22 protein-coding genes are annotated in these 22,037 nt (G+C 73.7%); 3 read left to right on the top strand and 19 right to left on the bottom strand.

What is annotated here, in order from left to right; translation table 11 throughout:
* The first annotated feature begins 6 nt into the window (after positions 1–6).
* Complete coding sequence (locus C229_RS31410) at positions 7–2,469, top strand: transglutaminase TgpA family protein (protein ID WP_155884973.1); 2,463 nt, start codon at positions 7–9, stop codon at positions 2,467–2,469.
* A 184-nt stretch (positions 2,470–2,653) separates the two neighbouring features.
* Here the strand turns inward: C229_RS31410 and C229_RS0121995 are convergent, their stop codons facing one another.
* The 9 genes from C229_RS0121995 to C229_RS0122035 form a co-directional block, all read right to left on the bottom strand.
* Positions 2,654–3,067, bottom strand: a complete 414-nt coding sequence (locus C229_RS0121995; protein ID WP_033424679.1) for a DUF3040 domain-containing protein — start codon at positions 3,065–3,067, stop codon at positions 2,654–2,656.
* Between the two features lie 159 nt (positions 3,068–3,226).
* Complete coding sequence (locus C229_RS0122000; RefSeq protein ID WP_018657272.1) at positions 3,227–4,492, bottom strand: DNA polymerase IV; 1,266 nt, start codon at positions 4,490–4,492, stop codon at positions 3,227–3,229.
* Positions 4,489–5,262, bottom strand: coding sequence for a methyltransferase domain-containing protein (locus C229_RS0122005; protein ID WP_155884974.1), 774 nt, complete (start codon positions 5,260–5,262; stop codon positions 4,489–4,491). The genes C229_RS0122000 and C229_RS0122005 overlap by 4 nt, the downstream gene beginning before the upstream one ends.
* A 57-nt stretch (positions 5,263–5,319) precedes the next feature.
* The gene (gene nusB / locus C229_RS0122010; protein WP_018657274.1) at positions 5,320–5,736 is read right to left on the bottom strand and encodes a transcription antitermination factor NusB; all 417 of its coding nucleotides are present in this window, start codon (positions 5,734–5,736) and stop codon (positions 5,320–5,322) included.
* A gap of 124 nt (positions 5,737–5,860) precedes the next feature.
* Positions 5,861–6,418, bottom strand: a complete 558-nt coding sequence (gene efp, locus C229_RS0122015) for an elongation factor P (protein WP_018657275.1) — start codon at positions 6,416–6,418, stop codon at positions 5,861–5,863.
* A gap of 34 nt (positions 6,419–6,452) precedes the next feature.
* Complete coding sequence (locus tag C229_RS0122020; protein ID WP_018657276.1) at positions 6,453–7,526, bottom strand: M24 family metallopeptidase; 1,074 nt, start codon at positions 7,524–7,526, stop codon at positions 6,453–6,455.
* Positions 7,527–7,578: 52 nt separating this feature from the next.
* Positions 7,579–8,625, bottom strand: a complete 1,047-nt coding sequence (locus C229_RS0122025) for an LLM class F420-dependent oxidoreductase (RefSeq protein WP_018657277.1) — start codon at positions 8,623–8,625, stop codon at positions 7,579–7,581.
* Between the two features lie 56 nt (positions 8,626–8,681).
* On the bottom strand, positions 8,682–9,347 hold the full coding sequence (locus C229_RS0122030; RefSeq protein ID WP_018657278.1) for an enoyl-CoA hydratase-related protein: 666 nt from the start codon (positions 9,345–9,347) through the stop codon (positions 8,682–8,684).
* A gap of 35 nt (positions 9,348–9,382) precedes the next feature.
* Positions 9,383–9,823 (bottom strand): PaaI family thioesterase, encoded by a 441-nt coding sequence (locus C229_RS0122035; RefSeq protein WP_018657279.1) that lies wholly within the window; start codon positions 9,821–9,823, stop codon positions 9,383–9,385.
* A 99-nt stretch (positions 9,824–9,922) separates the two neighbouring features.
* On the opposite strand from C229_RS0122035, the gene C229_RS0122040 reads away from it, so the two are divergent.
* Both C229_RS0122040 and C229_RS0122045 read left to right on the top strand, forming a co-directional pair.
* A complete protein-coding gene (locus C229_RS0122040) occupies positions 9,923–10,489 on the top strand; it encodes a TetR/AcrR family transcriptional regulator (RefSeq protein ID WP_018657280.1) in 567 nt (188 codons plus the stop codon).
* 39 nt (positions 10,490–10,528) lie between these two features.
* Complete coding sequence (locus tag C229_RS0122045; protein WP_026314046.1) at positions 10,529–11,410, top strand: NmrA family NAD(P)-binding protein; 882 nt, start codon at positions 10,529–10,531, stop codon at positions 11,408–11,410.
* An 87-nt stretch (positions 11,411–11,497) separates the two neighbouring features.
* Here the strand turns inward: C229_RS0122045 and aroQ are convergent, their stop codons facing one another.
* The 10 genes from aroQ to C229_RS0122095 form a co-directional block, all read right to left on the bottom strand.
* A complete protein-coding gene (gene aroQ, locus C229_RS0122050) occupies positions 11,498–11,965 on the bottom strand; it encodes a type II 3-dehydroquinate dehydratase (RefSeq protein ID WP_205624531.1) in 468 nt (155 codons plus the stop codon).
* Between the two features lie 111 nt (positions 11,966–12,076).
* Complete coding sequence (aroB, locus tag C229_RS0122055) at positions 12,077–13,147, bottom strand: 3-dehydroquinate synthase (protein ID WP_026314047.1); 1,071 nt, start codon at positions 13,145–13,147, stop codon at positions 12,077–12,079.
* Positions 13,148–13,466: 319 nt separating this feature from the next.
* Entirely contained in the window at positions 13,467–13,976 is a 510-nt protein-coding gene (locus tag C229_RS0122060) for a shikimate kinase (RefSeq protein WP_026314048.1), read from the bottom strand.
* An 11-nt stretch (positions 13,977–13,987) separates the two neighbouring features.
* A complete protein-coding gene (aroC, locus tag C229_RS0122065; protein ID WP_018657285.1) occupies positions 13,988–15,166 on the bottom strand; it encodes a chorismate synthase in 1,179 nt (392 codons plus the stop codon).
* Between the two features lie 71 nt (positions 15,167–15,237).
* Positions 15,238–15,600, bottom strand: coding sequence for a monovalent cation/H(+) antiporter subunit G (gene mnhG / locus C229_RS0122070; protein WP_018657286.1), 363 nt, complete (start codon positions 15,598–15,600; stop codon positions 15,238–15,240).
* On the bottom strand, positions 15,597–15,875 hold the full coding sequence (locus C229_RS0122075) for an MrpF/PhaF family protein (RefSeq protein ID WP_018657287.1): 279 nt from the start codon (positions 15,873–15,875) through the stop codon (positions 15,597–15,599). Before C229_RS0122075 ends, mnhG begins: the two co-directional genes overlap by 4 nt.
* Positions 15,872–16,435 (bottom strand): Na+/H+ antiporter subunit E, encoded by a 564-nt coding sequence (locus C229_RS0122080; RefSeq protein WP_033424641.1) that lies wholly within the window; start codon positions 16,433–16,435, stop codon positions 15,872–15,874. The genes C229_RS0122075 and C229_RS0122080 overlap by 4 nt, the downstream gene beginning before the upstream one ends.
* Positions 16,435–18,006 (bottom strand): Na+/H+ antiporter subunit D, encoded by a 1,572-nt coding sequence (locus C229_RS0122085; RefSeq protein ID WP_018657289.1) that lies wholly within the window; start codon positions 18,004–18,006, stop codon positions 16,435–16,437. The genes C229_RS0122080 and C229_RS0122085 overlap by 1 nt, the downstream gene beginning before the upstream one ends.
* Positions 18,003–19,184, bottom strand: coding sequence for a Na(+)/H(+) antiporter subunit C (locus C229_RS35845; RefSeq protein WP_051109043.1), 1,182 nt, complete (start codon positions 19,182–19,184; stop codon positions 18,003–18,005). Before C229_RS35845 ends, C229_RS0122085 begins: the two co-directional genes overlap by 4 nt.
* On the bottom strand, positions 19,181–22,030 hold the full coding sequence (locus C229_RS0122095; protein ID WP_018657290.1) for a Na+/H+ antiporter subunit A: 2,850 nt from the start codon (positions 22,028–22,030) through the stop codon (positions 19,181–19,183). Before C229_RS0122095 ends, C229_RS35845 begins: the two co-directional genes overlap by 4 nt.
* Positions 22,031–22,037: the final 7 nt, after the last annotated feature.

Below are 22,037 nucleotides of genomic sequence, written 5' to 3' on the forward strand. Positions count from 1 at the left end.
CGGCGGATGAGACCCCAGATGACGATCATGGCGGTGCTGGCGACGCTCGCCGGGACCGCCGGGCTGTATCCGCTGTTCACGTCGCGGTCGTGGTTCTGGTACGGCCTCGGCGCGGTGCTGTGCGTGGCCGCCGGGAGCGCGGCCGTCCGGTACTTCCGGCTGCCCGCCGTCGTCGGCGTCGCGGGCGGGCTCGGCGCGCTGCTGCTGTACCTGACCGTGCTGTTCACGCCGGGGCAGGCGCTGCTCGGCGTCGTCCCGACGCCCGGCTCGCTGCGGGCGCTCGGGGCGGTGGCCAACGCCGGATGGCAGGGCGTCAACCAGTACGCGGCGCCGGTGCCGCCGGTCAAGGGCATCCTCATGCTGACGGCGGCGGGCGTCGGGCTCGTCGCGGTCCTGGTCGACCTGCTGGCGGTGTGGCTGCGGCGCGCGGCTCCGGCGGGGCTGCCGCTGCTGGCGATGTACAGCGTCCCGGCGGCCGTCCGCGACGACAGCGTGAGCTGGCTGGCGTTCGGCGTCGGCGCGCTCGGCTACCTGATGCTGCTCACCTCCGACGCGCGCGAGCAGGTCGGCGGCTGGGGACGGGCCGTCGAACCGGCGCGCCGCACCGAGGACGTGCCCTACGCGGGCGAGACCGCCGACGCGGCGCCGCGCGTGCGGTCGGCGGCGCTGGCCGCGAGCGGGCGGCGGATCGGCGCGGGCGCCGTCGCGGTCGCGCTCGTCGTGCCGCTCGTCGTCCCCGGGCTGCGGCCCGGCGGCTGGTTCGGCCTCGGCGACGGCGACGGCAACGGCGGGTCGCGGACGGTGACGACGCCCGACCCGCTCGTCAGCCTCAAGCGGGAGCTGACCCGGCAGGACGACTCGGTCGTCCTCACCTACCGGACCCGCGAGGAGGACCCCGACTACCTGCGCCTGTACGCGCTGGACCGCTTCGACGGCGACCGCTGGACCTACAACGCGCTGGAGAGCACCGGCCGCGACCGGCTCACGTCGGGACGGCTGCCCGCGCCGCCGGGCCTGGCGGACGGGGTGCCGACGCGCGACGTCCGCACCGTCGTGGACGTGCGGCCCGAGGTGCGCCGGATGACGTTCCTGCCCGTGCCGTACGCGCCGACACGGGTGTCGGTGAAGGGCGAGTGGCGGGTGCATCCGCCGTCGCTGATGGTGTACTCGCTGCGCGACTCGGCGGGCGGCCGCTCCTACACGGTGGACAGCCGCCGGGCGCTTCCGACGGCCCGGGACCTGGCCGGCGGCGGGTCGTCGCCGCCCGACGTCGTCGCGCACTACACGTCCTACCCGCGCAGCGTGCCGCCCGCCGTCCGGCGGCTGGCCGACCAGGTGACGCGGGGCGCCACGTCGGCGTACGCGCAGGCGGTGGCGCTGCAACGCTGGTTCACCGAGACGGGCGGGTTCGTCTACGACCTGAGCGCGCCGTCGCCGCAGCACGGCAGCGACCTGGTGGCGTTCCTGCTCAACAGCAAGCGCGGCTACTGCGAGCAGTTCGCGGCGTCGATGGCGCTGATGGCCCGCATCCTCGGCATCCCGGCGCGCGTCGCGATGGGGTACACGGCGGGAACGCGCACCACCGGCGACCGGTGGACGGTCCGGTCCCGCGACGCGCACGCCTGGCCGGAGCTGTACTTCCCCGGCACCGGCTGGGTGCGGTTCGAGCCGACGCCCGCCGGCGCGACCGGGCAGGGCACGGCGGTGACGCCGCCGTACTCGACGCAGGCCCAGGCCCAGGCGCCCGAGACGCCCGAGACGCGGGGCGGCGAGGACGACCCGGCCGCGGAGGAGGAGGCGGAGGCGTCCCCCTCGGCGGCACCGGCGCAGCGCGACGACCTGCCCGGCGACACGTCCGCGCCCGAGACGCGGGAGGACGGCGCCCCCTACGGCTGGATGCTCGCCGGGGCGCTGGTGGTGCTGCTGCTGGCCGCGCCGATGGTCGCGCGGGCGCTGCTGCGCCGCCGCCGCTGGGCGGCCGTGGACCCGTCGTCGTCCGGCTCGGGCGGCCCGCGTTCCCGGAGGACGGCGGCGGAGCCCGTCCCGGCGGACGCCGCGCACGCGGCCTGGCGCGAGATGCGCGCCGACGCCCTCGACCACGGGCTGGCCTGGCCGTCCAGCGACACGCCCCGCGCCGCCGCGCGACGCCTCACCGAGTCCCTGCACTTGGACGAGGCGTCCGCGCAGGCGCTCGGCCGCATCGCGATGGCCGAGGAACGCGCCCGCTACGCGCGCGCCGCCGTCCGCGTGCCGCCGTCGGTGCTGCGCGGCGACGTGCACACCGTCCGCGCGGCGTTCTCGCAGAACGTCACCCGCCGCGCCCGCTGGCGGGCGCGGCTGCTCCCGCCGACGACCGTCACGGCCACCACGTCCGCCGCCCGCGCCTACGGCGACCGCGCCGCCGACGCGGCGGCCCGCGCCCGCGAGGCGATCACCGCCCGAGTCACCGCACTCCGCGACCGCGACTGAGCCTCGCGGCGCACCGGACGGTGACGCGCGTCGCAGGCGCGGATATTCGCCCCGCGCTCGCGGACGGCGCCGGGAAGTGAGAGAGCGGCCCGCCTCCCCGGGGAGGCGGGCCGCTCTCTCAACGTGCGAGGCCGGATGTGGACACGCCGGGGTCAGGTGGGGCGGTGGCCGCCGGGTGCGGGGGTCACTGCTCTTCGTTGCGGCGGCGCCAGCGCTCTTCCATGCGGTCCATGAAGCCGGAGCGGGAGCGCTTGGGCTGGGAGCCGCGCGCGGGCGGCCCGGAGCCCTCCTGCGCGCCGCCGGACGTGTTGCCCACGCCCGTCATGCGCTTCCAGCTCGTCAGGGCCCAGACGCAGCAGACGACCATCAGCACGAAGCCGGTGACGCTGATGGCGATCGTGACGGTGCCGGCGTTCACCACCAGGCCCGCCATCAGGGCGCAGACGCCGACGACGAACCCCAGCGCGGCCTTGACGATGCGGCGCTTGAAGTGCGCCTGCGGCGTCGTGCGGACCGTCTGGGCGAACTTCGGATCCTCGGCGTACAACGCCTGCTCGATCTGGTCGAGCATGCGCTGCTCGTGATCAGAGAGCGGCACGGCGCCTCCCATCGACAGCCCCGCGGCGGGGAATCCGGTGCAGGACGTTGGCCTCAACGGTGATATGCCCAGAATACGAGCCCGGACCAGTGTATGAAAGCAAACGGCCGACCACGGACCCTGTGCCGGGCATCTCACCTACTCCAAGCTTCATTACGGTCATTCTCCAGTGTCCCCCGTGTCGCGTGCGGAACGCGAGGTGTCCCTGCGGACGAGCGCCGCGGGCCGCACCGCGCCGCGCCCGAACCGGTGCGCGACCTGGTCGACCGCGCGTTCGGCCGCGTGCCAGCCGTCCTCGGACTCGCCGAGGGCGAGCTGGCGGGGAGCCGTACCGGCCGGGACCAGGTTCTCCACCCGAACCCCGACCAAGCGGAGACGTACCCCTTCCAGGCCCGACCCCTCATACAGTTCCGACGCTGTGACATAGATCACACGAGCGAGGTCGGTGGGGTCACCGAGCGTGCGCGAACGGGTGATCGTGGAGAAGTCGGCGCGGCGCAGCTTCACGCTCACCGTCCGGCCCTCGTGGCCGCCGTCGCGCAGCCGCGCCCCGACCTTCTCGGCGAGCCGCAGCAGCTCCCGCCGGATCACCTCGGGGTCGTCCACGTCGGTCGCGAACGTCTCCTCGGCGCCGATGCTCTTGTCGCGCGCGTCCGGCACGACGGACCGCTCGTCGCGCCCCCACGCCAGAGCGTGCAGGTGCGCGCCGTGCGCCCGGCCCAGCTCGCGCTGGAGCAGCGCGAGGTCGGTGCGGGCGATCTGCCCCACGGTGCGCAGCCCGAGGCGGAGCAGGTTCTGCTCGGTCCGCTCCCCCACGCCCCACAGCGCCGCGACGGGCAGCGCGTGCAGGAACTCCAGCACGCCGTCCGCCGGGACGACGAGCAGCCCGTCCGGCTTGCACCGCGTCGAGGCGAGCTTGGCGACGAACTTGGTGTTCGCGACGCCCACCGAGCACGTCAGGCCCTGCTGTTCAGCGACCTGCGCCCGGATCGCGGCGGCGATGGCGGCGGGCCGCCCGATCCGGCGCAGCGCCCCGGCGACGTCGAGGAACGCCTCGTCCAGCGACAGCGGCTCCACCAGCGGCGTCACCGACCGGAAGATCTCGAACACGGCCGCCGACGCCGCCGCGTACTTGGCGTGCCGGGGCGGCAGCACGACCGCCTGCGGGCACAGCCGCCGCGCCCGCGTCATCGGCATGGCCGAGTGGACCCCGAACCGGCGCGCCTCGTAGGACGCGGCCGACACGACGCCGCGCCCGCCGACCCCGCCGACGATCACGGGGCGGCCGCGCAGCTCGGGCCGTTCCAGCAGCTCCACGCTCACGAAGAACGCGTCCATGTCGACGTGCAGGATCGAGCACCCGGTGTCGTCGGCGGGCGGTCCCGGCGGCGGCCCGGGCCGGTGGAGCTGCTGCTTGCGGCTCACCGGCGGTCGGCGACCAGGTGAAGCTGGGAGGCCAGTTCGCGCAGCACGGGGTGGACGGCCGCCGCCGACTCCAGCGCGATCAGCGCCTCGGCGGTGTCGGCGTCCTCCAGGGCGGCGCCGGGCAGCAGGTCGGCGAAGATGCGCACGCCGTGCAGTTCGCCGACGCTCAGCCCGGTGGCGGCGACCAGGTCGGTGAGGGACGCCCGGGTGAAGCGGCGCGGCAGCCGGTCCTGCGGGCCGTAGCGCCCGGCGGGGTCGGCCAGGACGTGCCGCGCGTCGTCGAAGTGCCCGGCCAGCGCCCGCTGCACGACCGCGCCGACCTGGCCGGTGACCAGGACGCTCAGCGACCCGCCGGGCCGCAGCGTGCCGGTGAGGGCCGTCATGGTGGCGGCGGGGTCGTCCACGTACTCCAGGACGTTGTGGCACAGGACGAGGTCGGCGCTCTGCGCGCCGAGCAGGTCGGGCACGTCGGCGGCGTCGCCCTGCACGCCCCGGACGGTGACGCCCGCCTCGGCGGCGCGCCGCTCCAGCGCGGCGAGCGCGTCGGGGCTGGCGTCGACGACGGTGACGCGGTGCCCGAGGCCGGCGAGCGGCACGGCGAATCCGCCGGTGCCGCCGCCGACGTCGAGCACGTCGCTGGGCCCCTGCGGGGCGATGCGGTCCAGGACGGTGCGCAGCGCGTCCCACAGAACGGCGCTGCGCACGCCTCCGCCCCCGCGGACGCGTCGGTTCTGCTGGGCGGCCACGGCCATCCCCCTCGTCTCAGCCATCGCTCAACCTTAGCCGGAGCGGCGGGGACGGACGCCGTCAGTGCGGGGGCCGGTGGATCAGAGGGACAGCGACGGCTTGAGCTGCTGGAGGCGGGACAGCAGGCCGTTGACGAACCGGGGGGACTCGTCGGTGGACAGCTCGGTGGCGAGGGCGACGGCCTGGCTGACGGCGACGCCGTCGGGCACGTCGTCGACCCAGAGCAGCTCGTAGGCGCCCATCCGCAGGATGTTGCGGTCGACGGCGGGCATCCGCTCCAGCGTCCAGCCGGTCGCGTAGGTGGCGATCAGCTCGTCGATGCGCTCGCCGTTCTCCTCCACGCCCCGGATCAGCCGGACGGAGTGGTCGTACTCGGCCAGTTCGTCCTGGTTGGGCCGCCCGCGCTGCGCGAGGACCGCCGAGGGCGCCTCCTCGCGCAGCTCGGCGGCGAACAGGATGTCCAGCGCCAGTTTGCGAGCCTTGGTCCTAGCGCTCATTGCCTCGCCTCCGCTCGGCGGCTCGCAGCCCTTGTCCGTACCGGCTTCCCTCGTCGCGTGCTCACTCCTTCGTCGCTCCGCGCGCTCCTCAGTCCAGCCGGCACGGGGCTGATCGCGGCGGCCATCAGCCGCGGCCGAGGTACTCGCCGGAGCGGGTGTCGACCTTGACCTTCTCGCCGGTGGTGATGAACAGCGGCACCTGGACCTGGGCGCCGGTCTCCAGCGTGGCGGGCTTGCTGCCGCCGGTGGAGCGGTCGCCCTGGAGGCCGGGCTCGGTCTCGGTGATCTCCAGCACGACGGCGGCGGGCAGCTCGACGTACAGCGGGTTCTCGTTGTTGAAGGCGATCACCGCGGTCTGCTCGGGGAGCAGGTAGTTCGCGGCGGAGCCGACGACGGCCTCGGGGATGTTGGGCTGGTCGTAGGTCTCGGTGTCCATGAAGACGAACGAGTCGCCCTCGCGGTAGAGGAACTGCATGTCGCGCTTGTCGACGGTCGCGATCTCGACCTTGGTGCCGGCGTTGAACGTCTTGTCGACGACCTTGCCCGACAGCACGTTCTTGAGCTTGGTGCGGACGAAGGCGCCGCCCTTGCCGGGCTTGACGTGCTGGAACTCAAGGACGGTCCAGAGCTGACCTTCCATGTTCAGCGTCATGCCGTTCTTCAGGTCGTTGGTGGTCGCCACTAGCGTCCTTCTCCTCGTGAAGGGGCCGCCCGCATCAGAGCACGAGCAGATCCTTGGTGGTCTGGGTGAGCACCTCCGGCCCGGCGTCGCGGGCGACGAGCGTGTCCTCGATGCGGACGCCGCCCCGCCCGGCCAGGTACACGCCCGGCTCGGCCGTGACCGGAACTCGATCCATCAGCTTACCGGTCTTGTCGTAGCCGAGGAGCGGCGCCTCGTGGACCTCCAGGCCGATGCCGTGGCCGAGCCCGTGCGGGAAGTCGTCGCCGTGGCCCGCCTCGTTGATCAGGTCGCGGGCGGCGGCGTCGACGTCGCTGGTCTCGGCGCCGGGGACGGCCGCGCGGACGGCGGCGGCCTGCGCCCGCCGCACCAGTTCGTACACCTCGCGCTGCCAGGCGGCGGGCTCACCGATGGCGACGGTGCGCGTCATGTCGGCGTTGTAGCCGCGGTACATCGCGCCGAAGTCCATGGTGACGAGGTCTCCGGCGGCCAGCGGCCGGGCGCCGGGGTGGTGGTGCGGGACGGCGCCGTTGGGCCCGGACGCGACGATCGACGGGAACGCGATCCCGTCCGCGCCGAGGTCGATCATGTGCCGTTCGAGGTCGATCGCGACGTCGCGTTCGGTGATGCCGGGCCGCAGCAGCGGCAGCACCCGCTCGAACGCCTGGTCGGTGAGGGCGCAGGCGTGGGCGATCAGCGCGATCTCGCCCTCGTCCTTGACGTAGCGCAGTTCCTCGACGGTGTGCCCGAGCGGGACGAACGCGATCCCGGCGTCGAGCGCGGCGAGTTCGGCGTGCTTCTCGACGGTGAGCGCGTGCGGCTCGAACCCGAGCCGCGGCGTCCGGGCGTCGGCGGCGAGCGTCACCAGCGCCTCGGCGGCGCGGCGCTCGACGATCGTCTCCAGCCCGATGTCGCCCGTCATCCCGGCGTACCGGGCGTCGGTGGCCAGCACCGCCGGGCCGGACGCGCGGACGAGCAGCGCGGCGTTGGAGCTGTCCAGGCCGGTCAGGTACCGGACGTTGACCAGGCGCGTGACCAGCAGCGCGTCGGCGTCGCGGGCGGCGACGAGGTCGGCCAGCCGGGCGAGCCGCGACGTGTGTTCATCCCCCATGGACGCGACATTACGGCATGCCCGCGCCCCGGCCGGGGCGCGGGCGGGGCGCTCACACCTCGGCGGCCATCGCCTTGACCTTCTCGATCAGCGCGAGACGGCTCTTGTGGTCGCCGGCGACCGGCGTCACGTTGAGGGTGGTGATGCCGGACTCCTTCATCGCGGCCAGGCGCTCGCGGACGTGCCCCTCCGGGCCGATGAGCGACATCTTCTCCAGCAGCTCGTGCGGGACCTTGGCGGCCGCCTCGTCCTTCTTCCCGGCGAGGTAGAGGTCCTGGATCTCCTCGGCCTCCTTCTCCCAGCCGTAGCGGCGGCAGAGGTTGTTGTAGAAGTTCTTGCCCTTGGCGCCCATGCCGCCGATGTAGAGGGCGGCCATCGGGCGGCCGAACTCCAGGAAGCCGTCGACGTCGTCGCCGATGGCCAGGGCGGCCTGGCCGACGACGTCCAGTTCACCGAGCGCCGGGTCGCGCTTGGCCCTGCCCGCCGCCAGTGACGCGCCCCAGACGTCGGCGGCCTTCTCGGGCAGGTAGAAGATCGGCTCCCAGCCGTTGGCGATCTCGGCGGTCAGCTCGACGTTCTTCGGCCCGATCGCGGCGACGAGGACGGGGATGTCCTGCCGGACGGGGTGGTTGATGAGCTTGAGCGGCTTGCCGAGGCCGGTGCCCTCGCCCTCGGGGAGCGGCATCGCGTAGTACTTGCCCTCGTGCTGGAGGCGTTCGCGCCGCCACACCTTGCGGCAGATCTCGATGACCTCGCGGGTGCGGCCGAGCGGCGCGGTGTAGGGGACGCCGTGGAAGCCCTCGATGACCTGCGGGCCGGACGCGCCGATGCCGAGCGTGAACCGTCCCTCGGAGACGAAGTCGAGCCCGGCGGCGGTCATCGCGAGCAGCGTGGGGGTCCGCGAGTAGATCGGCAGGATGCCGGACGCGATCTCCAGCCGCTCGGTCTTGGCCGCGATGTAGCCGAGCTGGCTGACGGCGTCGAAGCTGTACGCCTCGGCGACGTAGACGATGTCGAGGCCGGCCTTCTCGTAGTCGGCCAGTTCCGCGACGGTCTCCTTGAAGCCGCCCGCGTAGTTGAGTGCCATCCCGATGCGCATCCGGGGCATCCCCTCTCGAAAACCGAATTGGATTCAGTACTAACGTACCGCTGACGTCAGGACAGCACCGGGCCGCGCAGGGCCTCCAGCACCGGCCGGTACAGATCACCGCGGATCTTGCCGACGACCCGGCCGTCCTTGCCGGCCAGCGACGCGGCCAGCTCGATCGCCGCGGGCAGCACCTCGGCCTCGGGCGCCGTGCGGTGCACGATCGCGGCGTCCAGCGCCTGCTGCGCGGTGTACCGGCGTCCCGTCAGCATCGCCTCGTGCGCGACCGCCGGGGCCAGCCGGCCGTGGATCAGCGCGTTCATCCCGGGCGTGAAGCTCATGCCCAGGTCGACCTCGGGCAGGCAGAAGTAGCCGCGGTCCTCGCGCATCACCGCGAAGTCGTGGCACAGCGCGAGCATCCCGCCGCCCGCGAACGCGTGCCCGTTGACGGCCGCCACCGTCGGCGCCGACAGCTCCAGCAGCCGCGCGTAGACCAGGTGGACCTCGCGCAGGTAGTCCTCGAACTTCTCCCGGTTGGCGCCGAGCCAGTCCAGGTCGAGGCCGTTGGAGTAGAACTTGCCGGTGCCGGTGGTGACGAGCGCGGCCGCGCCGTCGTACTTCTCGATCTCGTCCAGCGCCACCCCGATGCGGTCGAGGTTGTCGGGGTGGAAGCGGTTCTCGCCCTCGTCCATGTGCAGGACGAACACGTCGCCCTCGCGGCGCAGGTCGATCATCTCGGGTGCTCCTTCGTCCGGTTTTCTACCGAACCCTAGCCAGCGGGCGGAAAGACCATGCAGGTGGTCGTGCCGTGCGCGACGAGCTTGCCGTCGGCGTTCACGACGTGTCCCTCGCCGGTGGCGACGCGGCGGCCGAGGTGGAGCACGGTGCCCTCGCAGCGCAGCGTGCCGCCGTCCAGCGGGACGGGCCGGACGAAGTTCACCTTCAGCTCCAGCGTCGTGTAGGCCGCGCCCTCGGGCAGCGAGGTGTGCACGGCGCAGCCCATGGCCGAGTCGAGCAGCGTGGACAGGATGCCGCCGTGCACGGTGCCGAGGGGGTTGGAGAACTTCGGGCTCGGGTCGAGCACGAAGACGACGCGGCCGGGTTCGAGGGTCTCCGCGGTCATGCCGAGCAGGCTGCCGATGCCGATGCCCTCGGCGGTGCCCCGGTTGATCGCGTCCTTGAGCTGGTGCAGCCCCGCCGTGTCCCCCACTGTGCCCCTCTCCCTTATGACGACCGTCATATGCCAGGGTCGCTATGACGATCGTCATGGTCAAGCCGGGCACCCTATGATGAATGTCATAATCGAGGCATGGTGACCGACAGCCGTGAACGCATGGTGCGCAGCGCCGCCTATCTGTTCCGCGAGCGCGGGTACTCCGGGACGGGGTTCCGCGACGTCATCGCGCACAGCGGCGCGCCGCGCGGGTCGATCTACCACCACTTCCCCGGCGGCAAGGCCGAGCTGGCCGAGGAGGCCGTCCGCTACGCCGGGGAGTTCCTGAACGCGGGCATCCAGGCGGCGGTGGAGGCCGGGGACGCGACGGCGGCCGTGGAGGCGTTCGTCGGCTGGTGGCGGCACGTGCTGGTGCGCAGCGAGTTCCGCGCGGGCTGCCCCGTCACCGCCGTCACCGTCGAGGCCCACGACGACGCGCCGCAGCTCGCGTCGGCCGCCGCCCGCGCCTTCGACCTCTGGGAGGACACCCTCGCCACCGGGCTCGGCAACGCCGGGGTGGCCGACGACCGGGCCGCGCGGCTCGCGCGGCTGATCGTCGCCGCCGTTGAGGGCGCGACGATCCTGTGCCGGGCGCACCGGGACGTGCGCCCGCTCGATGAGGTGGTCGCGGAACTGAAAAGTCTTGTCGCGGCGTCCGTGTGAGGACGTTCGCCGACCTGATGGCTGCCTAGCGTGCTCGGCATGAGCATCGTCGTCACCACACCCACCGGACATGTCGGCTCGCGCGTCACGGAACTTCTCGTGCAGGCGGGGGCGAAGCCCCGCGTGCTCGTCCGCGACGCCGGGCGGCTCGACGCGGGGATCGCCCCGCTCGTCGACGCCCGCGAGGGCGACATGACCGACAACGCCTACGTGCGGGCCGCGCTCGCCGGAACCGGCACCGTGTTCTGGCTCGACCCCACCCCGCACACCCACCCCGACCCGATCGAGACGTCGCTGCGCACCGCCGACGGCCTGATCGGCGCGATCGAGGCGGGCGACGTGGACCGCGTGGTCTTCCTCAGCTCGATGGGCGCGGAGGTCCGTAAGGGCGTCGGGCACATCGACGCGCTCGGCGCCATCGAGGAGCGCCTGAACGCGACCGGCGCGGACGTCACGATCCTGCGCTGCGGCAACTTCTTCACCAACCTGCTGGGTTCCCTGGACGACCTGCGCTCCGGCGTGCTCACCACGTCGGGCGTCCCGGACAAGCCGATCCCGTGGGTCGCGCCCCGCGACATCGGCGAGGTCGCGGCGGCCCGGCTGCTGAACCCGTCGTGGACGGGCAGGCACGTGCAGGGCGTCCACGGCCCCGAGGACCTGACCTGGGAGCAGGTCGCCGCGATCTCCGGCGAGGCCATCGGCCGCGACGTGCGCCTCCAGGTCGTGACGGACGACGACGTCCGCGCCTCCCTCCGCGCGGCGGGCCTCCCCGAGGGCGCGGTCGAGGGCATCGTCGGCATGACCGCAGGCACCCGCACGATCACCTTCGACCCACCCCGCACCACCCTCTCCACCACCCCGACCCCCCTCACAGCCTGGGCCCGGTCACACCTGCGCCCGGCGGTCGCGGACGGCGCCTGACACTCCCGGTCCAGGTCACGGGAGGACCGCACGTGCGGGCCGAGGGCCGTGACGCACCCGCGCGGCCGTCTGACGGGGCGTGTTCGGTCAGGGGGTGGCGTGGGTGCGGTTCTGGACGGTGAGCATTTCGGCCACCGCCTGGATGGCGAGGACGTAGGACATCAGGCCGAAGCCCGCGATGGTGCCCGTGGCGACGGACGCGACGACCGACGTGTGGCGGAACTCCTCGCGGGCGGCCGGGTTGGAGATGTGCACCTCGACCAGGGGGGCCGTGCGCTGGGCGAGGGCGTCGCGCAGCGCGTAGGAGTAGTGCGTGAACGCCGCCGGGTTCAGGACGATGGGAAGCTGCTCGTCGGCCGCCTCGTGGACCCAGCGGACGAGTTCGGCCTCGTCGTCGGTCTGGCGGACCTCGGCCGTGAGGTCGAGGCGGCGGGCCGTGTCGCGGCACAGCGCCTCCAGATCGTCGAAGGTCGCGGCGCCGTAGACGTCCGGCTCCCGCGTGCCCAGCCGCCGCAGGTTCGGTCCGTTCAGCACCAGCAGTCGTCGCGCGCTCACCCTGTCACCCTTCCGTTCTCGCGGCCCGCCCGCTGCGGCGGCCCGCTCGTCGCTCCCATCGTGGCCCGCCTACCCGGCGATGCCTCGTCCTCACACCGGAATCGTCGGCGATCAGTGGGTGATCTGGTCGTACGCGGCGCGCAGCAGCTCCTCGGGGGGCCCCTCCAGGCGGCCTGGGGACGCGACGGCGTCCAGGACGACGAAGCGCAGCGTCGCCCCCCGGGACTTCTTGTCGATCGTCATCGCGTCGCGCAGGACGGGCCACGCCTCGGCCGTGTACGACGTGGGCAGGCCGACCGAGGTGAGGATGTCGCGGTGGCGCTGCACGGACTTCTCGTCCAGGCGGCCCGCCAGCGACGACAGCTCGGCCGCGTAGACCATGCCGATCGCGACGGCGTGGCCGTGGCGGAAGCGGTACTCCTCGGCCTTCTCGATCGCGTGGGCGAGGGTGTGGCCGTAGTTGAGGATCTCGCGCAGGCCCGCCTCCTTGAGGTCGGACGCGACCACGTCCGCCTTGACCCGGACGGCGCGCTCCACCAGTTCGAGGGTGTGCGGGCCGTCCGGGCGGGCGGCGCCCTCGGGGTCGGACTCGACGCGGTCGAGGATGACCGGGTCGGCGATGAAGCCCGCCTTGACGACCTCGGCGAGGCCGGAGATGTAGTCCTGGCGGGGGACGGTCGTCAGCGTCGCGAGGTCGCACAGGACTCCGGCCGGGGGGTGGAACGCGCCGACCAGGTTCTTGCCCTCGGGGATGTTGACGCCGGTCTTGCCGCCGACGGCCGCGTCGACCATGCCGAGCAGCGTCGTCGGCACCAGCACCGCGCGGACGCCGCGCAGGTAGGACGCCGCGGCGAACCCGGCGAGGTCGGTGGTGGCGCCGCCGCCGACGCCGACGACGACGTCCGTCCGGGTCATCCCGAGCCGCGCGAACGCCGACCACAGGCCCGCGAGGACGGTGGCCTCCTTGGCGGCCTCCCCGTCCGGCACCGGCACCGCGTGCACGACGTGCCCGGCCCGCTCCAGCGCCCCGCACACCGGCCGCGCGATCTCCGGCAGCCCCTCGGCGTGCACGACCGCGACCGTCCGCGCCGCGGCGCCGACGAGCCCCGGCAGCTCGGCGAGCACGCCGGTGCCGATCACGACGTCATAAGGCTCGGCCCCGCCGACGTGTACCCGCTTCACCGCGACCCCTCCACATCCACGCTCGTACTCCGCCGCGCCGGTACGAGCCCTACGGCCCTCCCGCACGCGGCCTTCCCACCCGCGCCGCCCGGCCGCGCCGGGCCGCGACACCGGTCACCACCCGGCGCACGACCCCGGCCAGGCGCCCATCATCCCAGCACGTCCGCATCCCCGCGCCCGCCCGGACCCCGCATCCGCCCCACTCGGCCGCACCGCCTGGGCCCCGGCCCTCACCGACGACCCGGCCGCACGGTCTCGCGGATGCCGCGTCCCGCGCGGAGCCGCACGCCCACGGCGTCCGGCGGTGCGCGAGTGCCGGTCAGCGCAGGGTTTCCGCGATCTCGGCGGCGATGTCGGCCGGAGTGCGGCCGTCGGTGGCGACGTGGTGGGTGCCGAGGCGCTCGTAGATGGGGAGGCGTTCCTCCAGCAGCTTGCGCAGGGTGCTGCGGGGGTTCAGGACGAGCAGCGGGCGCGCCGAGTTGAGGCCGACCCGCTGCACCGCCTCGGCCAGGCCGACCTTGAGGTAGACGACGGTGTGGCCCGCCGCCAGCAGCTCCTGGGTGTCGGCGGCCAGGATCGCGCCGCCGCCGAGCGCCACGACGCCCGGGTGCGTGGTCAGCGCCGACGCGACGGCCTCGCGCTCCAGGGCGCGGAAGGCCTCCTCGCCGTCGTCGACGAAGATCTCGCCGATGGGCTTGCCCGCGGCGGTCTCGGCGTCGGCGTCGGTGTCGCGGAACGCGACGCCGAGCAGTTCGGCGAGCGCCGCGCCGACCGTGGACTTGCCGGAACCGGGCGGGCCGATGAGGACCGCCACGGGCCTGGTCGTCACAGCGGGGCCTTTCACTTGATCGCGAGCGAGGACAGGTAGCCCCGCAGGTTGCGCGCGGTCTCCTCGGCGGTGTCGCCGCCGAACTTCTCCAGCGCGGCGTCGGCCAGCACGAGCGCGACCATCGCCTCGGCGACGACGCCCGCCGCCGGGACGGCCGTGACGTCGCTGCGCTGGTTGATGGCCTTGGCGGGCCCGCCGGTGGCGACGTCGATGGTGTCGAGGCGGCGCGGCACCGTGGAGATCGGCTTCATCGCGGCGCGGACGCGCAGCACCTCGCCGGTCGTCATGCCGCCCTCGACGCCGCCCGCGCGGTTGGTGCGGCGGCGGACGCCGTCGGGGGTGGCGTCGATCTCGTCGTGGGCGCGGGAGCCGGGACGGCGGGCGGTGGTGAAGCCGTCGCCCAGCTCGACGCCCTTGATGGCCTGGATGCCCATGAGGATGCCCGCGAGCCGCGAGTCGAGACGGCGGTCCCAGTGGACGTGGCTGCCGAGCCCCGGCGGGAGCCCGTAGGCGAGCACCTCCACGACGCCGCCGAGGGTGTCGCCGGCCTTCTTCAGCTCGTCCACGTGGGCGACCATGAGCGCGGACGCCTCGGCGTCGAAGCAGCGGACCGGGCTCGCGTCGACGGCGGCGAGGTCGCCGGGGCCGGGCAGCGCGTCCTCGGGGGCCTCGACCTCGCCGAGCGCGATCACGTGGCTGAGCACGTGGACGCCGAGCGCCTGCTCCAGGAACGCCCTGGCGACGGTGCCGAGCGCGACGCGCGCCGCCGTCTCCCGCGCGGACGCCCGCTCCAGCACGGGCCGGGCGTCGTCGAACCCGTACTTCTGCATGCCGACGAGGTCGGCGTGCCCCGGGCGCGGCTGGGTGAGCGGCGCGTTGCGGGCCTGGGCGGCGAGCACGTCGGCGTCGACGGGGTCGGCCGACATGACCGTCTCCCACTTGGGCCACTCGGTGTTGCCGACCTGGATCGCGACGGGCCCGCCCAGCGTCACGCCGTGCCGGACCCCGCCGAGGATCGTCACCTGGTCCTGCTCGAACTTCATGCGGGCGCCCCGCCCATGCCCGAGCCGCCGGCGGCGCAGATCCTCGGCGATGTCCGCCGAGGTCACGCGCACGCCGGCCGGAAGACCCTCAACGATCGCGGTGAGGGCCGGGCCATGGGACTCCCCCGCGGTCAACCAGCGCAGCATGCCCCCGATCCTATTGACTCCGGACCACCCCCCGGACCGGGCGTCCACGGGCTGAGAAGGCGGCGGGCGGGTCAGTCGTCGTAGACGCGGGTGGCGGTGGGTTCCAGGGCGTTGTTGAGTTCGTCGACGTAGAGGCGGTCGGAAGGGACCTGGCCGGTGCGGTAGGCGGCGCGGCCGACGAGGTGCGCGGCGACGGGGATGGTGGTGATCTGGAGGAGGGCGATGAGGAGGAGCGTGGTGATGACCTCCGCCTGCGGGAAGCGGACGCCGACCGCGACGAGCACCAGCAGCAGGCCCACGACCTGCGTCTTCGTCGCGGCGTGCATGCGGGTCAGCAGATCGGGGAGCATCAGCAGGCCGAACGTCGCGCCCAGCGACGCGAGCGTGCCGATGATCAGGCAGATGGACAGGATCACGGTCAGCACGGGGTTCACCGGCCGCCCTCCACATCGTCGTCGCGGTACACCATGAACCGGGCGATCGCCGCCGAGCCGGTGAACGCCACCAGCGACAGCACCAGCAGCGACGCCAGCACCCAGATCTCGCCCGTCGCGATCGCGTTGACGCCGAGTCCCGCCACGATGATCGCGACGAGGACGTCCAAGGCCACCGCCCGGTCCAGCATCGACGGGCCCTTGATCAGCCGGATCAGCGCCATCAGCGCCGACAGGGACAGCCCCACCGACACGACGATCAGCACGACGGTCACTTCGGCTCCTCCGTCAGGCAGCGCAGGTCCTCCCGGGTGCCGAACGCCCGCACCACCCGGGCCTCGTTGTCCAGCACCAGCCGCCGCGCCTTCTCCACGCCCGCGTCGTCGGACGTGCCGAGGACGTGGACGTACAGCGTGCCGGTGCTGCGCCGCACGTCCACGACGAGCGCGCCCGGCATCGCCGACAGCGCGATCGACGTCGCCGTGAGGATGAAGTCGGAGTGGGTGCGCAGGTTCACCGCGACGACCGAGTTGCCGGTGCGCATCTCCCCGGTGTTCATCGCCTGCCAGGTCAGCGGCCCGGCGCTGACCAGCAGGTCCCAGGTGAACCGGACGATGAACCGCAGGAAGCCGAGCGGCCGGATGCGCAGCCCGGGGTCCAGCGGCGGGAACGGGAACACGATCACCAGCAGCAGCGACACCAGCACGCCCGACACCAGGTTCGCGACCGAGAACCGGTCCCACATGAGCAGCCACAGCAGGGTCAGCCAGGCGACCAGCGGGAGCTGGACGAGCCGTCCGCCCACCTGCACGCTGTACGGCGGCCGTTCGGGCATCACGCACCCCCCGGGTCCTGCGGCCGGACGGCCGCGACGTAGTCGTCCGGCGCGACCAGCTCGTCGGCCGCGCGGCCCGCCAGCGCCACCAGCGGGCCGCCCCAGACCGTGAAGGCGAGGCTCACCGCGACCATGCCGATCGTGGCGCCGACCATCCCGGCGGGCAGCCTCGGTGACGCGGGCGGCGGCTCCTCCTCGGCGGCCTCGGCGTCCTCCTCCGCGTCCTCGGCGCGTTCCTCGGCGGGCGGCGCGTGCGGCGCCCGCCAGAACGCCTGGTTCCAGACCTTCACCAGCGAGTAGAGGGTGAGGAGGCTGGTGACGACGGCGGCGCCGACGAGGACCAGGGTGAGGACGCCGCCGTCCTCCAGTCCCGCGCGCAGCAGCCCGAGTTTGCCGAGGAAGCCCGACAGCGGCGGGATGCCGCCGAGGTTCATCGCGGGGATGAAGAACAGCACGCCGATCAGCGGGGCCGTGCGGGCCAGGCCGCCGAGCCGTTCCAGGGACGCGCTGCCGCCGCGTCTCTCGATGAGCCCGGACGCCAGGAACAGCGCCGTCTGGATCGTGATGTGGTGCAGCACGTAGAAGACGGTCGCGGCGATGGCGGCGACCGACCCCACGGCGACGCCGAAGACCATGTAGCCGATGTGGGAGACGAGCGTGAAGGACAGCAGGCGTTTGATGTCGACCTGCACCATCGCCCCGAGCACGCCGACGATCATGCTGGCGAACGCGATGACGAGCAGCGGGACGCGCAGGTGCCCGCCGGGGAACAGCAGCGTCTCGGCGCGCAGCACGCCGTAGATGCCGACCTTGGTGAGCAGGCCCGCGAACACGGCGGTGACGGGGGCGGGCGCCGTCGGGTAGGAGTCGGGCAGCCACATCGACAGCGGGAACACCGCCGCCTTGACGCCGAACGCGGTCAGCAGCATGACCTCGGCGAGGCGGGCGACGCCGTCGGGCAGGTCGGCGATGCGCTCGGCGAGCTGCGCCATGTTGAGCGTGCCGGTGGCCGCGTACAGGACGGCGATGGCGATGAGGAACAGCATCGACGACAGCAGCGCCACGATGATGTACGTCGTCCCGGCGCGGAGCCGGGCGGGGGTGCCGCCGAGCGTGATGAGGACGTAGCTGGCCAGCAGCATGATCTCGAAGCCGACGAACAGGTTGAACAGGTCACCGGCGAGGTAGCTGTCGATGACGCCGGCGAACATCAGCAGGTACGTCGGGTGGAACACCGACAGCGGCGTGACGGGGCCCTGGTCGGCCATGTCCTGCCCGATGGCGTAGATCATGACGCCGAGCCCGACCGCGACCGACACCACGAGCATCATGGCCGACAGCCGGTCGGCGACGAGCGTGATCCCGATCGGCGCGGGCCACGCCCCGAGCTGCGCCGTCTGCGGCCCGTACCGGTCGGCCTGGATCAGCAGCACGACGGCGATGACGAGCACGGCGCTGAGCACGGACACGCTGATGAACCGCTGCAACGCCGGATGCCGCGGCCCCAGAATGATCTTGATCCCGGCCGCCAGCATCGGCAGCACCACGGGAATCGGCAGCAGCTCGTTCATCGCCCGTCCTCGCTCGGCCCACCGTCACCCGACGATCCCCCGGCCCCACCCGCGTCATCGCCGGTCCCCGCGCGCCCGCGCTTCCCCTCGCCCGCTTCCCCGGCAGGGCCGCCCGCACCCTCGCCGGTCCCCTCACTCTCGACGCCCGCATCGTCGCCCGCGCCCTCGGCACGACCACCCGCCTCGCCGGTCTCCGCGCCCTCGGCACCACCAGCCGCGCCCGGGTCGGTCGCCGTGCTCTCGGCGCCCGCGTCATCGCTCGCGCCCTCGGCACCGCCAGCCGTGCCCTCGTCGGTCACCGTGCTCTCGGCGGCCGCTTCATCGCTCGCGCCCTCGGCACGACCTGCCGCGCCCTTGTCCGTCGCCGCGCTCTCGGCGGCCGCGTCGTCGTTCGGGTTCTCGGCGGGGTGGACGGGGGGTCTGGCGGGGTGGGCGGTGTGGTCGTCGGCGCGGTCGGTCATCGTGCCCTCGACGGTGCCCTCCGGGGACTCGGTGACGATGCGGGAGGCGGGCGGGGGCTCGTCGGCGGACGGGTCGTAGCGTTCGGCGGGGGGTGTGCGGTCGGCGACGTGGGCGCCGCCGGTGGTGTCGGGCGAGGCGGGGGCGCCGTCGCCGTCGCGGACGGCGTCCGGGGCGACGGGGGCGTTGTTGGTGTCGGGGGCGTCCTCGGTGCGGGCCGGGTCGTCGAGGGCGCGGCGGCGGCGCTCCTCGCGGATGTCGGCGCGCAGGTCGCGGCGGGCGCGGCGGATGCGGCGGCGCTGCTGACGCGACCAGGCGCGGAACTCGCGGCGCTGCGCGCGGACCTGCGAGCGCAGCTCGTGGTCGCCGCGGGTGACGCGGCGGTCCTCGATGTCGTCGCGGACCTCGTCGTCGCCGGTGAACCGGCCGCCCCGGTAGGCGATCGACAGCACGAACGCCGCCGACGCCAGCGCGATGACGATCGCGGTGAGGATCATCGCCTGCGGCAGCGGGTCGTTCATCGGCCGGTCGGACACGCCGTCCGACGTGATCGGCGACCGCCCCGCCGGGCCGCCCACCGACAGGATCAGCAGGTTGACGCCGTTACCGAGCACGAACGTCCCGACGACGAGGCGGGTGAGGCTGCGCTCCAGCAGCATGACGATGCCGCAGGCGATGATGAGGCCGCCGGTCAGCGCGAGCACGATCGAGACGGTCATGACTCGGCACGCTCCCGGTCCACCTCGGCGCCGAGCGAGGTCAGGATGTCGAGGATGAGACCCACCACGATCAGGTAGACGCCGATGTCGAACAGCAGCGAGGTGGTGAAGTGGACGTGCCCGAGCACCGGCAGGTGCGGGTCGAGCGTCGCCGACTGGAACACCGCGTCGCCCCACACCAGGCCGCCGAGCGCCGTCCCCGTCGACAGGACGAGCCCGACGCCGAGCAGCAGCCCGATGTTGACCGGCGCCGCCTCGGCCAGTTCGTAGGGGCCGCCCGCCAGGTACCGGATGACGAGCGCGAGGCCCGCCACGATGCCGCCCGCGAACCCGCCGCCGGGTGAGGAGTGCGCGACGAACAGCAGGTAGATCGACAGCAGCAGCACGGTGTGGAACACCAGCCGCGCGACGACCTCGAAGATGATGGAGCGGCGTTCGGCGGCGAGGGTGGCGCCCCCGGCGATCCAGGTGCGTTCGCGGCGCCGTCCGGTGGGCGCGGTGCGGTCGGCGGGCTCGACCGAGTCGAGGCCCCGGACGGCCCACACGTCCACGTCGCCGGACACGTTGCGGGCGCGCGGCGGCATCGCGAAGCGGCGCCGCGCGAACACCAGGCTGGTGATGCCGAGCGCGGCCAGCGCCACGACCGAGCTCTCGCCGAGGGTGTCCCAGGCGCGCAGGTCCACCAGCGTCACCGCGACGATGTTGGAGCCGCCCGCCTCCTCGGCCGCCGCCGGGTAGCCGACGGAGATCGGCGTCGCGGTGCGCGCCTGCCCGGCGACGATCGCCGCCGCGGCGGCGGTCAGCCCGGCGAACGCGCCGACGAGCACGTGCATCGTGCGCCGCGCGCGGGGCCGGGTCCGCTGGAACCCGACCGGCAGCGTCCGCAGCACGAGGACGAACACGATGAGGCTGGCCGTCTCGACGAGGAACTGGGTGAGCGCGATGTCGGGGGCGCCCTGGAGCATGAACAGCGTCGCGACGCCGTATCCGGACGCGCTCGCCAGCACGACCGTCTCGCCCCGGTTCCCGGCGCGGACGGCGGCGATGGCGGTGACGACGGTCAGCAGCGCGACGAACCCCTGCGGCGCGCCGTCCCAGAGCCGCCACGGCCCGGCGTCGTCCCACGGCCGGGAGGAGGCGAGCGCGACGGCGGCCGACGCCGAGCCGAACAGCGTGATCGTCAGCAGGTAGCCGGGCAGCGAACCGCGCTGCACGGTGCCGGTGATCTGCAACGCGGCGTCGTTGAGCCCGCTCATGATCGCCCGGTAGACGGCGGCGGGCTCGAACGCGACGAGCAGGTGCGCGAGGCGCAGCAGCGGGCGGCGCAGCAGGAACAGCACGACGCCGAGCCCGATCGAGGTGGCGCTGAGCGCCAGCGGCATCCCGAAACCGTGCCAGGGCGCCAGGTGGTACTCGGCGGTGCCGGGGTACGCCTCGACCTCGCGGCCGAGCGGCTTGTCGAGCACGCTGACGAACACGCCGAGCACGACGCCGGCGACAGCCAGCAGCGCGGGCGGCAGGAGCAGCGCGACGCCGGGCGCGTGCAGTTCCCGGCGCTCGACGGCGGGCTTGCCCGCGAACGCGCCCCACAGGAACCGCAGGCTGTAGGCGGCGGTGAGCCCCGATCCGACGACGAGCGCGGCCAGCAGCAGGCCGCGTCCCTCGACGAACGCCTCGTAGCCCGCCTCCTTGCCCGCGAAGCCGAGCGTGGTCGGGAGTCCCGCCATGGACGCGGCGGCGAGGATCGCGATGCCGTACAGGACGGGCGTGAGCCGCCCGAGGCCGGTCAGCTCGCGCAGGTCGCGGGTGCCGGTGGCGTGGTCGATGATGCCGACGACCATGAACAGCGCGGCCTTGAACAGGGCGTGCGCGAGCAGGATCGTGACGCCGGCGAGCGCCGCCGTCGGCTCCCCCGACCCGACCAGGACGGTCATGAAGCCGAGCTGGCTGACCGTCCCGTAGGCGAGCAGCAGTTTCAGGTCGTTCTCGCGCAGCGCGCGCCACCCCGCGAACACCATCGTGGCGGCGCCGAGGACGAGGACGACCGGCTGCCAGACCGGGTCCTCCCAGAACGCCGGGGTGAGCCGCAGCAGCAGGTAGATCCCGGCCTTGACCATCGCGGCGGCGTGCAGGAACGCGCTGACGGGCGTCGGCGCGGCCATCGCGCCGGGCAGCCACAGCCCGAACGGCATGATCGCGGACTTGGACAGCGCGCCGACCAGCACCAGGACGAGCGCGACGCTGATCGCGACCGACCCCTCGGGCGGGTCCGCGACCAGCTCGGAGAGCCGGAACGTCCCGGCGGCCTGGCCGAGCATGATGAGGCCGACGAGCATCGCCAGCCCGCCGAACGTCGTGATGACGATCGCCTGCGTGGCCGCGCCCCGGGCGGCGCGGCGTTCGGCGTCGAAGCCGATGAGCAGGTAGGAGAAGACGGTCGTCAGCTCCCAGAACACGTACAGCAGGATGATGTCGTCGGCGAGGACGAGCCCGACCATCGAGGCGGCGAACGCGAGCAGGTATCCGGCGAACCCGACGAGCCCCGGCGTTCCCCGGTCGAAGTACCGGCCGCAGTAGGCGACGATGAGCGCCCCGACGCCGCCCACGATGAGCAGCATCATCCACGCGAGCGCGTCGGCGCGGAAGGCGATCTCCAGGTCGAACGCGGGCACCCAGGAGAACGTCTCCGCGCGCGGATCGTCCCCGGCGAACCAGGGCGGCAGCGCCCAGACGGCGGCGGCGGCCGGGACGAGCGCCAGCGGGTAGAAGGCGTTGCGCCCGAGCCACCGCACCAGCACGGGCGCCAGGACGGCGGCCAGGCAGTGCGCGGCGAACAGCAGCAGCATGAGGTCC

This window comes from Actinomadura flavalba DSM 45200, assembly GCF_000374305.1.
GTDB classification, from domain to species: Bacteria; Actinomycetota; Actinomycetes; order Streptosporangiales; family Streptosporangiaceae; genus Spirillospora; species Spirillospora flavalba.